Below are 14,102 nucleotides of genomic sequence, written 5' to 3'. Positions count from 1 at the left end.
CTACCGGGTGGCGCCGGGAGTGCCAATCGGGGATTTGCGGAGCGGGCCTATGGGCTTGGCCGTCCTTCGACAAGCTCGGAACGAACGGAGGAGGCGGGCGGGACGGCAGTGCTGCCTCGTCCCGCATACACCGACCATTTCACCCCGTTCGCCCTGAGCCTGTCGAAGGGCCCCCGCCGGCAAGCGCTGCGCTTTGCGTCCTTCGACAAGCTCAGGACGAACGGAGGAGGGGAATATGGGTGGGGTGAAGAAGTTCGGTATCCGCGCGAGCCACGCATCCCGGCGCGCTTCGCTCTGAGCCCGTCGAAGGGCCCTCGCGGTCACACGCTCCCGTGCCCCCACCCGCTCAGATCAGGCCGGCCAGCGGGCTCGAAGGATCGGCATAGCGGCGCGTCGGCATGCGTCCGGCGAGGTAGGCATCGCGTCCCGCCTCGACCGCCAGCTTCATCGCGCGGGCCATGCGGATCGGGTCTTTCGCCTCGGCAATCGCGGTGTTCATCAGCACACCGTCGCAGCCCAGTTCCATCGCGACGGCGGCCTCGCTCGCGGTGCCGACGCCCGCGTCGACCAGCACGGGCACCTTGGCGCCCTCGACGATCATGCGGATCATCACCTTGTTCTGGATGCCGAGGCCCGAGCCGATCGGCGCGCCCAGCGGCATGATCGCGACGGCGCCCGCTTCCTCCAGCTGGCGCGAGGCGATCGGGTCGTCGGCGCAGTAGACCATCGGCAGGAAGCCTTCCCGGGCCAGCACTTCGGTGGCGCGCAGGGTTTCGCGCATGTCGGGATAGAGCGTGCGCGCCTCGCCCAGCACTTCCAGCTTGACGAGGTCCCAGCCGCCGGCCTCGCGTGCCAGGCGCAGCGTGCGGATCGCGTCCTCGGCAGTGAAGCAGCCTGCGGTGTTGGGGAGGTACGTCACTTTCTTGGGGTCTATGTAGTCGGTCAGGATCGGCGCCTTGGGGTCCGACACGTTGACCCGGCGCACCGCGACCGTGACGATCTCCGCGCCCGAGGCGGCCAGTGCGGCGGCGTTCTGCGTGAAGTCCTTGTACTTGCCGGTGCCGACGATCAGGCGCGACCGAAACGTGCGGCCGGCGACGGTCCAGCTGTCGTCCGGTGCCGGTGCCGTTGATTCGTCCTGCCCGCCGCCCACGAAATGCACGATCTCGAGCGCGTCGCCCTCGGCGATCGCGACCTCGGCCAGCGTGGAGCGGGGCACGATGTCCCCGTTGCGCTCGACCGCGACCTTGGCGGGATCGAGTTCGAGGCTGCGCACGAGATCGGCGATGGAGCCGGGCGCGGCGCGGCGCGGCTCGCCGTTCAGGGTGATGGACAGCGAGGCGGCGGGTGCGGGGTTCGTAGCCATGCCCGGTGCTTTAGCGCGGGGGGCGGGGGGTGCAAGTGCCCGACAGCCCATTGGCTGGCCTTGGGCACCCGTTCAGCAGGAATTGCGCCGCATGTTGGTGACATGCGCGGTCGCCACCAGCAGCACGCCGCAGATCGTCAGCACCGATTCGGCAGCGCCATGGCCGACGAGCACCGCGGCGGTCATCAAGGCCAGCCCGGCGATGCCGAGGATCAGCGGCAGGCGGTGGCCATGGCGCAGCGCGCCCATGCCGATGGTCGCCGCGCCGATCACGATCGCCAGCACCAGGCCGATATGGTGGATCTCGGGATTGAGCAGGACCCCGCCACCAAGACCCAGCACGCCGACGAGGAACAGCCCCGCCAGGCAATGGATCATGCACAGCCCCGACAGGAGCACGCCGAACCGGTCGAGCCGGCTGCGCAGGGCGGGGAAGGGCTGGGTCATGGAGGTCCATATATGTAATGTTGTATCATGCTGCAAGAGGGCGGATTGCGACAAGACCCGGCATGCAGGGATCGCGCTTGCTCCGGAGCAGCGGGCCGCCCCAAAAGCCGCTTGCCAGCGCGGCATCGTCGCCGCACAGGTTCGGGCCATGAAGGCTGTCGTTCCCGCTCCGCTCGCCATTGCCCGCTGGTTGCTCGTCGTCGCGGCGATGATCGTCGCCATCGTCGTCGTCGGCGGAATCACCCGCCTGACCGAATCGGGCGTGTCGATCACCGAATGGAACGTGGTGTCGGGCACCCTGCCGCCGCTGACCGAGGCGCAGTGGCAGGCCGAATTCGACGCCTATCGCCAGACACCGCAATACGTGCTGGTCAATGGCCCCGCCGGCATGACGCTGGCGACCTACAAGTTCATCTTCTTCTGGGAATGGGTCCACCGCCTGCTGGCGCGCACCATCGGCCTAGCCTTCGCGGCGCCGCTGGCGTGGTTCTGGCTGCGCGGACAGATCCCGGCGGGCTACAAGCCGCGGCTGCTGGCACTGCTCGCGCTCGGCGCGCTGCAGGGCGCCGTCGGCTGGTGGATGGTCAAGTCCGGCATCGTCCACGACGTCAAGGTCAGCCATTACCGGCTGGCGACTCACCTGGGCGTCGCGCTGTTCACGCTGGCGGGCATCGTGTGGACCATGCTCGACCTGCGCGCCCTGGCACGGGGGCGCGCAGCCTCACGACTGACCGGTCTTGGCGCGCTGGCGCTGGGCATGCTGGCGTTGCAGCTGGTTTATGGCGCCTTCCTCGCGGGCTTGCGTGCAGGCGTCGTGGCCGGTGCGGGCTGGTTCTCGTGGGATGCCTGGCCGCTGATGCAGGGGCGGTTCTATCCCGACGGCGTCGAATGGGCCGTGGGCGCGTGGCGGACGCTGACCGGCGATCCCTATCTCGTGCACTTCCTGCATCGGTGGTGGGCCTGGGCGGTCGTCGCGGTTCTGGTGGTCATGGCGCGCCGCCTGCGCCGTGCCGGCCTGCGCCCCGCCTCGATCGCGATCCATGCCGCCTTCGGCACGCAGATCCTGCTCGGCATCGCCACGGTCTATAGCGGCGTCTCGCTATGGCTGGCGGTGCTGCACCAGTTGTGCGGCGCGCTGCTACTGGTGTGCACGGTGTGGGGCGCGCATGCCCTCGGCGGGGCGTCAAAAGCCTGAAGGTATTATTTTACCTCTCCGCAAAGCCCCGGTTTGCTTGACTCTCCGGGCGATTTGCAACAAAGGCGCGCTTCTTCACCCCGTTTGTGCTGATTTCGGCACTGGATGGGGTAACCCATCATCCAGGGAACCGAACCAGCCATGAAGGCTCTCAGCAAGGTCACCCGGTCGATCAAGCCGGCCGAGGTGGAAAAGAAGTGGCATCTGATCGATGCCGAAGGTCTGGTGGTCGGCCGTCTGGCCGTCGTGATCGCCAACCATCTGCGCGGCAAGCACAAGCCGAGCTACACGCCCCACGTCGATTGCGGTGACCACGTCGTCGTGATCAACGCCGACAAGGTGCGTCTGACCGGCAACAAGCTCAAGGCGAAGACCTACTACAAGCACACCGGCTATGCCGGCGGCATCAAGGAAGTCACCGCGGACAAGGTCCTCGGTGGTCGCTTCCCCGAGCGCGTGCTGGAGAAGGCTGTCGAGCGCATGATCCCGCGCGGCCCGCTCGGCCGTGCGCAGATGCGCGCGCTGCACCTCTACGCCGGTGCCGAGCATCCACATGCCGGTACCCAGCCCGAGGCGCTCGACGTCGCCTCGATGAACCGCAAGAACAAGGTGGGGGCATAAACCATGGCCGATACCGATTCCGTCTCGAGCCTGGCCGACCTCAAGGCCCTGACCACCGCCGCTCCGGCCGCCGCTCCCGAAGCGCCCGCCGCTGAAGGCGAAGCGCCGGTCGTCCCCGCTACCCCGACCGCTCCGCTTCGTGACCGCGAAGTCGACGCGTTCGGCCGCGCTTACGCGACCGGCCGCCGCAAGGACGCCGTGGCCCGCGTGTGGCTCAAGCCCGGCAGCGGCAAGATCGTGGTCAACGGCCGCGACCAGGACGTGTACTTCGCCCGCCCGACCCTGCGTCTGGTGATCAACCAGCCGTTCCAGGTCGCCGGTCGTGAAGGCCAGTACGACATCATCGCCACCGTCAAGGGCGGCGGTCTGTCGGGCCAGGCCGGTGCGGTCAAGCACGGCATCGCCCAGGCGCTGTCGAAGTTCGAACCCGCGCTGCGCAGCGCCGTCAAGGCCGCCGGCTTCCTGACCCGCGACCCGCGCGTCGTGGAACGCAAGAAGTACGGCCGCGCCAAGGCTCGCCGCAGCTTCCAGTTCTCGAAGCGCTGATCGCTCAGCCGTTTTCGAAACGCATCAAGGGCTGGCCTTCGGGCTGGCCCTTTTTGTTTGCGGGGCGCCTGTTCGGGGTGCGCGCGTCGGAGGGCCCAGGACTGCAAGCGCCGCACTCTGCGTCCTTCGACAGGCTCAGGACGAACGGGGGTTGGGAGAGGCGGGGCGTAGGGTCGTCCGGAGGGCACACTCTGCTCTAACCCACCCCGTTCGCCCTGAGCCTGTCGAAGGGCCCCAACTGGCAAGCACCGCGCTTTGCGTTCGTCGACAAAACGGAGGTCAGCCGACGCAGCCCCTTTTTGATTGCGCTGTGAACGCGGCAAGGCCACGGGCACGCACCATGACCGCACAACCCTCGCTCTGGCGCCGGCCCCTGGCGCATCGCTGGTGGCTCGGACCGCTCGGCGCCACGCTCGGCATTCTCACGGCGGCGCTGGCCGGGCGCTATGGCCTGGCCGCTACGCCCTGGCTGCTCGCCCCGCTCGGCGCCTCGGCGGTGCTGGTCTTCGCCGTACCGGCCAGCCCGCTGGCGCAGCCCTGGCCCGTGATCGGCGGCAATGGGCTGTCGCTGCTGATCGGGCTGGCGGTGGGGCACGGCGTTCCGGTGCCGGTCGTGGCAGCCGCCCTGGCGGTGGGGCTGGCGATCGCCGTGATGATCGTGCTGGGCTGCCTGCACCCGCCCGGCGGCGCCTGCGCGCTGGTCGGCGTGCTTGCAGCCGCAAGCCCGGGTGGCGGCTGGGGCCTCGTGCCGACGCTGGCCGCGAATGTCGCCGGGCTATGCGCGGCCGGGTGGCTCTATCATCGCTGGTCGGGCCATGCCTGGCCGCATCGTGCGCCTGCGGCACCCGCGCCATTGCGCGGATACGAGCGCGCGCACCTCGATGCGGTGCTGGCCGAATGGGACGAGACGCTCGACGTCGATCCCGATGATCTCGATGCGCTGATCCGCGCGGTCGAGGCGCGCAGCCTTCAGCGTTAATTCCCCAGCGCGGCAACCCCGCCGGTCGAGCCGAAGCCGCCTTCGCCGCGCTGCGTTTCCTCGAGCGAATCGACCTCGAGCCAGGTGCCGCGCGTCACTGGCGCCAAGACCAGCTGCGCCACCCGGTCACCCCGGCGGATCGAGAAGCTCTCGGTGCCGTGGTTGATGAGGATGACCTTCAGCTCGCCGCGATAATCGCTGTCGATCGTGCCCGGCGCATTGGGCACCGAGATCCCGTGCTTGAGCGCGAGGCCCGAACGCGGGCGCACCTGGATCTCGTAGCCGTGGGGGATTGCCAGCGCGAGGCCGGTGGCGACCGCATGGCGCTGCCCCGGGGCGAGGTCGAGATCCTCGGCGGACACGACATCCATGCCTGATGCGCCTTCGGTGGCATAGGCGGGCAGGGGCAGGTCCTGCCCGTGGGACAGACGCTTGAACAGGATCGGGACAGTGGGGTGATGGGCGCTCATGCGGGGGTTCCGGTGTTCAGGGCGGCAGCAATGCGCGCGACGAGCGCGCGGCCGACCGCGTCCTTGGGCATTTCGGGCAGGCTGGTGGTGCCGGCGGCGTCGATGATGTGGACGGTGTTGGCCGCGCCGCCCATCACGTCGCCCGACACGTCATTGGCGACGATCCAGTCCGCGCCTTTGCGCTCGCGCTTGGCGGCGGCATGGGCGAGCACGTCGTTGGTCTCGGCAGCGAAGCCGATTACCAGGGCGGGCCGGTTGGCGTGGCCCGCCACGGTCTTCAGGATATCGGGGTTCTCGACCAGCGCGAGCGGCGCGACCATGCCGCTGCCGTCCTTCTTGAGCTTCTGCCCCGCCGCATCGGCGCTGCGCCAGTCCGCCACGGCGGCGACCATCACCGCGATGTCGGCGGGCAGCGCGGCCTCGACCGCCGCGGCCATCTCGCGCGCGGTTTCGACGTCCACGCGCGAGACCCCGGCGGGCGTGGGCAGCGTAACCGGGCCGGCCACCAGCGTCACCCGTGCGCCGGCCTCGGCGGCGGCGGCGGCGATGGCGAAGCCCTGCTTGCCGCTCGATCGGTTGGCGATGTAGCGCACCGGGTCGATCGGCTCGTGTGTAGGACCTGCGGTGACCAGCACGTGGCGCCCGGCCAGTGGCTTTGGCATTGCCGGTGCCAGCCGCGCGGCGATGGCATCCCAGATCGCCTCGGGATCGGGCAGCCGACCGGGGCCGAACTCGCCGCAGGCCATCGGCCCGACATCGGGTTCCATGACGCTAACCCCGTCGGCCCGCAGCTGCGCGACGTTGCGGATCGTGGCCGGGTGCTGCCACATGCGCACGTTCATCGCGGGCACGGCCAGCACCGGCTTGTCGGTGGCGAGCAGCAGGGTGGTGGCCAGATCGTCGGCCATGCCGGCGGCCATCCGCGCCATGAGGTCGGCCGTCGCGGGGCAGACCACGATCAGGTCGGCCTGGCGCGAGAGCTGGATATGCCCCATCTCGACCTCGTTCTTGAGGTCCCACAGCGTGGTGTGGACGGGATTTTCGCTCAGCGCCGCCAGCGTCATCGCGGTGACGAAGTGCGCGCCGCCTTCGGTCAGCACGCAAGTCACGTCGGCGCCGTTGCGGCGGATCAGCCTGACGAGCTCGCAGGCCTTGTAGGCGGCGATGCCGCCACCGATCACGAGCAGGATACGCGGGGTCTGCATGGGTTAGGCTTGTGGCGCGTGGCGGAGCCCAGCGCAAGCACGGGGTGTCGCGCGCGCCTCCGCCGCCGCGGTATTCCTAAATCCTTTGCAGTCGCGCGGCTTCTCTGACACATTGCCCGAAAGACCATAGGGGTTTGGAGAGAGTCCCGATGAGACAGGTGCTCACAGCGCTCGTCCTGGTGGCCGGGCTGATCGATCTGCTGATCGTGGGATCGAAGCTGCTCACGCCGCACGATCCGGCGCAGATGGCCGCGGCCGTTCATGGCCTCTCGATCATCCGCGCGCATTGCACCTCGTTCTTCAGCATCGCGGCGCTGTCGATGATCGTCGGCGCCCTGTGGAAGAACGGCGACCTGCTGCTCGTCCCGACCTTCATCTTCATCGGCGCCTTCGTCGAGCGGCTGGTCAACCTCGTTGTATTCGGCTCCTACCCGCAGTGGCTGCTGCCGATGGCGCTCGATCTCGTCCACGTCGCGCTGCTGCTTGCCGCGCGCCGCGCCCTGGCGGGTGAGGATGCCGAGGATGAGCCCGCCGACGATACGCGGCCCGGTGGGGGCGTCCTGGCCTGACCGGTCAGGCGGCGGCGCGCCAGCGTCCCGCCAGCCGCAGCACCGCCTTCTGCGCGGGCCGTTCGATCCAGCGGTGCGAGGCAAAGCCTGCCGCCACCGCCAGCGCCAGGAAGAACAGCAGGAACGCGGGCTGGCTGGCGATCGCGCGGCTGCCCAGCGTTGCGTCGATCACCAGCACCAGCGCCACCTGCAGCGGGAAATGCCACAGGTAGATGCCATAGGAGGCATCGCCGAGCTTGCGCCCGATCGCCAGCCGTTCCCCGCGATCGGCAAGATCGATGGCGAGCGTCGCGAAAAACACCGCGAAAGTGCCGGCAAGGATCGTCGCGTCCTCGCCATGATAGCGCGTCGCCGCGATCCAGCCCGCCGCGACGCAGGCCACGCTTGCGGCAACCAGCACCGGCAGCGTCAGCCACCCGCGTAGGGCGGCGCCATAGATGGACGTGCCGAGGAAGAAATAGCCGATGCAGGTCAGCACCGGCTCGTCGGGCCAGCCCAGGAAGAACAGTCGCAGCACCACGACCGCCACCGGCAGCGCCACCATCAGCGGCGCGCGGCGCAGCGCCGGCAGCAGCACCCAGAACGCGGCATAGGCGAGGATCTCGGTCGACAGCGACCACGACGGCCCGTTGAACGACTGGTTGTGCTGCCAGCCCCAGTAATGTGCCAGCGGGATCGAGAGCAGAAAATGCTTCCAGTCCTGCTCGTGATAGATGAACGCGGTGCCGTTTATGTGGGTGTAGAGCCCCTGTAGCCCCGCCACCAGCACCAGCGTCAATAGGTGCAGCGGCCACAGCCGCGCCACCCGCGCGATCCAGAACCGGCGGTGCGCGGTGCTGTCCGCCAAGTACACATGCGCGAAGACGAAGCCCGAGACCGCCCAGAAGTATTCCACCGCGACATGGCCATAGTCGAACAGCCAGCGCAGCGGATGATAGAACGGGGTCAGCACTTCGCGGTCGACGTGAAAGCCATAGCCCACCGGCGGCACGAAGAAGTGCTGGTAATGCCAGAACAGCACCGCGAACGAGGCGACCAGCCGCGAAAGGTCGAGCGCGTTGAAATGGCGCTTGTCCACCCGCAAGCCGGGCAGCGGGGCAGGTCGGGCAGGCTTCGTCACGGCAGCAGGTCGATCACGGGCGTGCGGGCATGTCCGCCGGAGGTGGCGGTGGCGGGCCATGATGGACCATGGCCTGCATCCCGAAGACCGCGGCCGCGCCCAGCAGGGCCGCAAGCACCAGTCCGCCCCATCCGCCCCGGCGCGGGGCATCGGCATCGCGGCGCTTGCGCTCCCACATCAGGTCGATGTGCGGCAGCGGCGGGGCCTCGGGCGCACCGCCCTTGGGCGGGAAGCGCTCCTCGATCCGGCGGATGAGGGCCGGCACGCGCAGCAGCGTCGCGGCATCTTCCTGCACCCGCTGCGCGATCGCGGCCTCGGGGCCGAGTTCGTCGCGGATCCAGTTGCGCACGAAGGGTGCCGCGGTTTCCCACATGTTGATGTCGGGATCGAGCTGCTGCGCGATGCCCTCGACCATGACCATGGTCTTCTGCAGCAGCAGCAGGTGCGGCTGGGTCTGCATGTCGAAGTCGCGGGTGATCGCAAAGAGCCCGTCGAGCATCTGCCCGACCGACAGGTCCTTGACCGGGCGGCCGCGCATCGGCTCGCCCACCGCGCGCAGCGCCGTCGCGAACTCGTCGACCGAGTGGTAGCTCGGCACGTATTGCGCCTCGAAATGGATCTCGGCCACGCGCTTGTAGTCGCCGGTGGTCAGGCCATAGAGGATCTCGGCCAGCCATTGCCGCGCCTGGCGGTCGATCCGGCCCATGATGCCAAAGTCGATCGCGGTGATCGTGCCGTCGGCTTCCACGAACAGGTTGCCCTGGTGCATGTCGGCATGGAAATAGCCGCCGCTGATCGCCTGCGTCAGGAACGCCAGAACGAGGCGCGAGGCCATTTCGCGGCGGTCGTGGCCCGCAGCGTCGATCGCCGCCAGGTTGCTGATCTTGACGCCGTCGATCCAGTCGAGCGTCATGACCCGGCCGTTGGTGCGGTCCCAGTCGATGCCGGGCACGCGATAACGCGGGAAGGCGTGCATCGCATCGGCAAGTTCCGATGCGGAGGCCGCCTCGCGCCGCAGGTCCAGCTCGCGCGCGGTCCAGCGCTTGAAGTTGGCAATGATGAGCCGCGGGCGCAGGCGCCCGGCCTCGCCGCCCAGCGCCTCGAGATGCGCGGCGGCCCATTCGTACGTGCCGATGTCGCGCGCCAGCTTCTCGCGCACGCCGGGGCGCAGCACCTTGACCGCGACCTTGCGACCATCGGTGGTCCAGGCCTGGTGGACCTGCGCGATCGAGGCCGCGCCCACCGGCTCTTCCTCGAAGCGGCTGAACAGGCTTTCCAGCGGGCGCTCGAAGCTGGTCTCGATCTCGCGGCGGATCAGCGCGAAGTCCACCGGCGGCAGCTTGTCCTGCAGCGCCAGCAGGTTGCGCGCCGCTTCCTCGCCGACGAGGTCGGGCCGCGTCGCCAGGGTCTGCCCCAACTTGATCGCCGCCGGGCCGATCGCGCGAAAGGCGCCGGCATAGTCGGGGATCGCCGGCTGGCGCGTGCCGAACCGGGCGATGCGGCACAGCCGGCGTACCGGCGCCGGCGTGTTGGGGCTCTCCTCGAGCAGGCGCAGTGCACCGTGGCGCGCGAGGATGCGGCCCCAGCCGAGCAGGCGGCGAATGTGGGTGGCAGGATGCGTCAAGGCAGGACGGGCCTCAGACCTTCCAGCCGGAATGGATCGCCACCAGCCCGCCGAGGATCGGCTCGACCTTGGTGTGGCGGAAGCCCGCGTCCTTGATCATCTGCTCGAACTCGCCCATCGGCGGGAAGCGGCGGATGGATTCGATCAGGTAGCGATAGGAATCGGCATCGCCGGCGATGGCCTGGCCGATCCTGGGCACCAGCCGGTGCGAATAGGCATCGTAGACTTCGGCAAAGCCCGGCCATTCGGTGGTCGAGAATTCCAGGCAGTAGAACCGCCCGCCGAACTTGAGCACGCGATGCGCCTCGGCCAGCGCCTTGTCGATCTGGGTGACGTTGCGGATGCCGAACGCGATCGTATAGGCATTGAAGAAACGGTCGCCGAACGAGAGTTCCTCGGCGTTCTGGCGCGACCAGACAAGGCCGTCGATACCGCGCTGCATTGCGCGCTCGATGCCCACGTCGAGCATGTCCTGGTTGATGTCCGAGACGGTGATCGAGGCGCCCTCGCGCGCCATGCGGAAGGCGATGTCGCCGGTGCCGCCGGCCATGTCGAGGATTTCCTCGCCCGCGCGCGGCTTGACCCGGGCAACGAAGCGATCCTTCCACAGGCGGTGCATCCCCACCGACATGGCGTCGTTCATCACGTCGTACTTCTTGGCGACGCTGGAGAAGACCGCGCCGACGCGGGCGGTTTTTTCCTCTGGGGTGACGTCCTCGTAACCGAAGGACACGCTTTCCGGGCTGGTCATGGTTCAGGGCCTTTAAAGAGGAATTGCCGCAGGCGCAAAGCATGATAGCAGGACCCCACGATGCCCGAACTACCAGAGGTTGAAACCACCGTCCGCGGCCTGGCGACGATGCTGGACGGCGAGACGATCACGCGCGTCTCGGTCCGCCGCCCCGACCTGCGCCGCCCGTTCCCGCCCGAGCTGGCCCAGGTGCTGACCGGCGCCCGGGTCACCGGGCTGTCGCGCCGCGCCAAGTACGGCCTCGTCCATACGAACCGCGCCATCACGATGGTGTTCCACCTCGGCATGTCGGGGCGCTGGCGAATCGACCCCGGAGAGATCGCCAAGCACGACCACCTCGTGCTCGAAACCGGGCACGGCCACGTCCTCGCGCTCAACGACGCGCGCCGGTTCGGCTCGGTCGACCTGGTCGATACCGCGGCGCTCGACGCCTGGCCGCCGTTTGCCGCGCTGGGACCCGAGCCGCTCGGACCGGGGCTGACCGCCGCCCACCTGCAGCGCGCCTTCGCCGGGCGCATCGCCAGCATCAAGCTCCTGCTGCTCGACCAGCGCGTCGTCGCGGGACTGGGCAACATCTATGTCTGCGAGGCGCTGCACCGCGCACGGATCAACCCGGAGCGCGCAGGCGGCAGCGTCAGCCTCGCCGCGCTCAAGCGCCTCGTCCCCGAGATTCGCGCCGTGCTCGAGGAATCGATCGCCGCGGGCGGCTCGACCTTGCGCGACTATGCCCGGCCCGATGGCGAACTCGGCTATTTCGCCAAGGACTGGCGCGTCTATGGCCGCGAGGGCGACCCATGCGCCTGCGGCGGCACCGTCGCGCGCGTCGTCCAGGGCGGCCGCTCGACCTTCTTCTGCGCCGGCTGCCAGAAATGACGCCGCGCTTTTTGCCCCACACTGGCCCCACACTGGATTGAACGACCATGCAGACCCGTGAATTGCTCGGCACCGCGCAAGTGCCCGGCGGCGCCGAACTCTCGCTCTATCGGCGCGGCGACGATTTCATGATCACCCTCGATCGCAACGAGCTGATGAGCACGCGCATGAGCGGCTCGGAGGTGGCGCTGGCGGAAATGGCGTTCGAGCGGCTGGGCAAGCGGCCGGGCCTGCATTTCCTCATCGGCGGCTATGGCATGGGCTTTACCCTGCGCGCCGCACTCGCGGCGATGGATGCCAAGGCGCAGCTCACCGTGGCCGAACTGGTGCCCGAGATCATCGCCTGGGCGCGCGGCCCGATGGCCGAGGTCGCCGCCGGCTGCCTCGACGATCCGCGCGTGCGGCTGGTCCAGGGCGACGTGGCCGACATGATCGCGGCAGGGCGAGGCACCTACGACGCGATCCTGCTCGATGTCGACAACGGTCCGGACGGCCTGGTGCGCCCCGCCAACGACCGGATCTATTCCGAAGCGGGCCTGCGCGCCGCGATCACCGCGCTGCGCCCCGGCGGCGTAGTGGCCATCTGGTCTGCCGGCGCGGACGCGACGTTCACCCGCCGCCTCGTGCGCGCGGGCCTCGCGGTCGACGAAGTCGTGGTCCGCGCGCGCAGCAACGGCAAGGGACCGCGCCACGTCATCTGGTTCGCCACCAAGCGGGCGGGATGACCGGCTAGGCGACCACGCGGCGGACGAGGCCGGGCACGACCGTGACGGTGAGCAGCCAGCTTACGATAGCCACCGGCAGGCTGGGCGCGGTCAGCAAATCCTGTCCGGCAAACACGCCGCCCGCCAGCAACGCGCCCAGCGTAAAGGCGAGGGCGAGCACGAGTGCGCCGACCAGCGCGCGCAGCGGGCTTGCGGCATGGACGGAGCGCAGTCGCCACAGGCCATAGATCCAGGCGATGCAGGTGACGGTGCCGGCTGTGGCCAAGGCGGGGGCTTCCCACGCACCAGGCGCGGTCTGGCGGATAATCGCGGCGATCAGCGCCAGCTGGACCAGCAGAAGGAAGCCTTTCACGGCTGCGGGAAACAATCGGTCCCACTCGAACGCAGGCTGGCGGTGCGACGCCAGGGCCTGCCACCATGCACAGACCGCCGCGCCCAGCACGAGACCGAGTGGCGGGAAGGGGACCATGACGATGGCCTGCACCCGCCAGTTGGTCGTGCCGTCAGGGATCGCACCGCTCGCGACGTTCCACATCCCCACACAGGCCAGCAGCGCCAACTCGCCGCCGATGATGCCCGCAACCAACGGCCACAACGGTCGGTCGTCACGGGCCGGTGGGGCGGGCTGCGCCAGGATGGCGAGCAAAGGCGCCGCGACCAGAACTTGCCCCAAGACCAAGAGTATCCGTCCGGCAGTCATGATAAACGGCGCCTGCGGTCGGGGTGGGCCGTGCGTGACTGGACCGACGGCCAGGGCGATGCCGACCACCAGCGACAGCATGGGCGCGATGCACAGGGCTGCAACGAGGATGTCGCGCAGGGTCGGCCGGCGTGCCAGCCGCAAGACCCGCGCCAGACCAGGATAATGGCCGATCGCCGCCGCCAAGCCCAGCGCCAGGCCGACCGTCGCAGCCACCAACGCGACGCCTGGTGCGAGCAGCGCTACATGGATGCTGACAAACCAGGCAATCAGTACGGCGGTTGCGGCGAAAATACAGATGGCAATCGCCGTGCGCATCATAACAAACCAGCCCCCGCTTGTGGCGCTTACCGGATTAGCGAAGCGATGGTTAAAGTTGCTCTACCGGCGAGGATCCGGGAGCGGCATGGAGCGGGTAGCGGGAGCCTGCCCGTGGTCCTGATGCGATTCCCGATCGCGCTCCTGATTTTGACCGGTTTTAATGGCCATCGGGTTCGATTCGATAGCGGGAACCGCGAAGTGTCTTAAAAACGGCTTGAATACTGAATTATTCACGCGGCTTGGGAAAGTCATACCCCCAAACATACCCCCATGCCCAGGCCCTTGGGCCGCCCACAGGACCGGGCCGGCATAATGTCCGCGTTGATCGCTACCGCCATTCGCCCAGCCGCTCGCGCCGCGTTGTGGGAATGCTCTTGAAATGCCGGGAACGCTGGGAAATTGGGAACACGGCCGGTAAAGCAATGATTTGGATGGCTAAACTATGTTCCCAGCCGCGCCGGCATCCGTTCCCAGCCGCCATGGTTGGGAACAACCGGCGCGATCGGCAGCGGGGCTGTTTGGCACCAGCGCCAGGCAAGCGCCGTGGCTAGGCGCCAGGCATCGGCGACGCCAGCCAGTGCGATCGAGCG

15 protein-coding genes are annotated in these 14,102 nt (G+C 68.7%); 7 read left to right on the top strand and 8 right to left on the bottom strand.

What is annotated here, in order from left to right; all coding sequences use genetic code 11:
- Positions 1-346 precede the first annotated feature (346 nt).
- Together thiS and V7Q48_RS17795 are read right to left on the bottom strand one after the other, a co-directional pair.
- The gene (gene thiS / locus V7Q48_RS17800) at positions 347-1,366 is read right to left on the bottom strand and encodes a sulfur carrier protein ThiS (protein ID WP_333840511.1); all 1,020 of its coding nucleotides are present in this window, start codon (positions 1,364-1,366) and stop codon (positions 347-349) included.
- 72 nt (positions 1,367-1,438) lie between these two features.
- On the bottom strand, positions 1,439-1,813 hold the full coding sequence (locus tag V7Q48_RS17795) for a MerC domain-containing protein (RefSeq protein WP_333840509.1): 375 nt from the start codon (positions 1,811-1,813) through the stop codon (positions 1,439-1,441).
- Positions 1,814-1,961: 148 nt separating this feature from the next.
- Between V7Q48_RS17795 and V7Q48_RS17790 the strand changes: the two genes are divergently transcribed.
- From V7Q48_RS17790 to V7Q48_RS17775, 4 genes are all read left to right on the top strand, one after another.
- Positions 1,962-3,008, top strand: a complete 1,047-nt coding sequence (locus V7Q48_RS17790; RefSeq protein WP_333840507.1) for a COX15/CtaA family protein — start codon at positions 1,962-1,964, stop codon at positions 3,006-3,008.
- 141 nt (positions 3,009-3,149) lie between these two features.
- Positions 3,150-3,629: a 50S ribosomal protein L13 gene (gene rplM / locus V7Q48_RS17785; RefSeq protein ID WP_333840505.1), complete on the top strand. Its 480-nt coding sequence runs from the start codon at positions 3,150-3,152 to the stop codon at positions 3,627-3,629.
- A gap of 3 nt (positions 3,630-3,632) precedes the next feature.
- A complete protein-coding gene (gene rpsI, locus V7Q48_RS17780; protein ID WP_333840503.1) occupies positions 3,633-4,175 on the top strand; it encodes a 30S ribosomal protein S9 in 543 nt (180 codons plus the stop codon).
- A 340-nt stretch (positions 4,176-4,515) separates the two neighbouring features.
- Entirely contained in the window at positions 4,516-5,154 is a 639-nt protein-coding gene (locus V7Q48_RS17775; RefSeq protein WP_333840500.1) for an HPP family protein, read from the top strand.
- Here the strand turns inward: V7Q48_RS17775 and dut are convergent.
- Positions 5,151-5,624, bottom strand: a complete 474-nt coding sequence (gene dut / locus V7Q48_RS17770; RefSeq protein WP_333840498.1) for a dUTP diphosphatase — start codon at positions 5,622-5,624, stop codon at positions 5,151-5,153. The two genes, V7Q48_RS17775 and dut, sit on opposite strands and share 4 nt — an antisense overlap.
- Positions 5,621-6,829 carry a bifunctional phosphopantothenoylcysteine decarboxylase/phosphopantothenate--cysteine ligase CoaBC gene (gene coaBC / locus V7Q48_RS17765; protein WP_333840496.1) on the bottom strand — a complete coding sequence of 403 codons (1,209 nt, stop codon included), beginning with the start codon at positions 6,827-6,829 and terminating at the stop codon, positions 5,621-5,623. The genes dut and coaBC overlap by 4 nt, the downstream gene beginning before the upstream one ends.
- 149 nt (positions 6,830-6,978) lie before the next feature.
- Between coaBC and V7Q48_RS17760 the strand changes: the two genes are divergently transcribed.
- A complete protein-coding gene (locus tag V7Q48_RS17760) occupies positions 6,979-7,398 on the top strand; it encodes a hypothetical protein (protein WP_333840494.1) in 420 nt (139 codons plus the stop codon).
- A 4-nt stretch (positions 7,399-7,402) separates the two neighbouring features.
- Here the strand turns inward: V7Q48_RS17760 and V7Q48_RS17755 are convergent, their stop codons facing one another.
- The 3 genes from V7Q48_RS17755 to V7Q48_RS17745 are packed head-to-tail and all read right to left on the bottom strand — an operon-like array spanning position 7,403 to position 10,893.
- On the bottom strand, positions 7,403-8,518 hold the full coding sequence (locus V7Q48_RS17755; RefSeq protein WP_333840492.1) for an acyltransferase family protein: 1,116 nt from the start codon (positions 8,516-8,518) through the stop codon (positions 7,403-7,405).
- A gap of 13 nt (positions 8,519-8,531) precedes the next feature.
- On the bottom strand, positions 8,532-10,142 hold the full coding sequence (gene ubiB / locus V7Q48_RS17750; protein ID WP_333840490.1) for a 2-polyprenylphenol 6-hydroxylase: 1,611 nt from the start codon (positions 10,140-10,142) through the stop codon (positions 8,532-8,534).
- A 13-nt stretch (positions 10,143-10,155) separates the two neighbouring features.
- Positions 10,156-10,893, bottom strand: coding sequence for a class I SAM-dependent methyltransferase (locus V7Q48_RS17745; protein WP_333840488.1), 738 nt, complete (start codon positions 10,891-10,893; stop codon positions 10,156-10,158).
- 60 nt (positions 10,894-10,953) lie between these two features.
- On the opposite strand from V7Q48_RS17745, the gene mutM reads away from it, so the two are divergent.
- Complete coding sequence (gene mutM, locus V7Q48_RS17740) at positions 10,954-11,766, top strand: bifunctional DNA-formamidopyrimidine glycosylase/DNA-(apurinic or apyrimidinic site) lyase (protein ID WP_333840486.1); 813 nt, start codon at positions 10,954-10,956, stop codon at positions 11,764-11,766.
- A 47-nt stretch (positions 11,767-11,813) separates the two neighbouring features.
- Positions 11,814-12,491, top strand: a complete 678-nt coding sequence (locus tag V7Q48_RS17735; protein WP_333840484.1) for a spermidine synthase — start codon at positions 11,814-11,816, stop codon at positions 12,489-12,491.
- Between the two features lie 4 nt (positions 12,492-12,495).
- On the opposite strand, the gene V7Q48_RS17730 is transcribed toward V7Q48_RS17735, so the two are convergent.
- On the bottom strand, positions 12,496-13,512 hold the full coding sequence (locus tag V7Q48_RS17730) for a hypothetical protein (RefSeq protein WP_333840482.1): 1,017 nt from the start codon (positions 13,510-13,512) through the stop codon (positions 12,496-12,498).
- Between the last annotated feature and the right edge of the window lie 590 nt (positions 13,513-14,102).

Origin of the sequence: Novosphingobium sp., assembly GCF_036803765.1 — a bacterium.
Classification (GTDB): Bacteria; Pseudomonadota; Alphaproteobacteria; order Sphingomonadales; family Sphingomonadaceae; genus Novosphingobium.
Note: the sequence above shows the minus strand (reverse complement) of the source record. Positions and strands in the feature narration are given on the sequence as shown.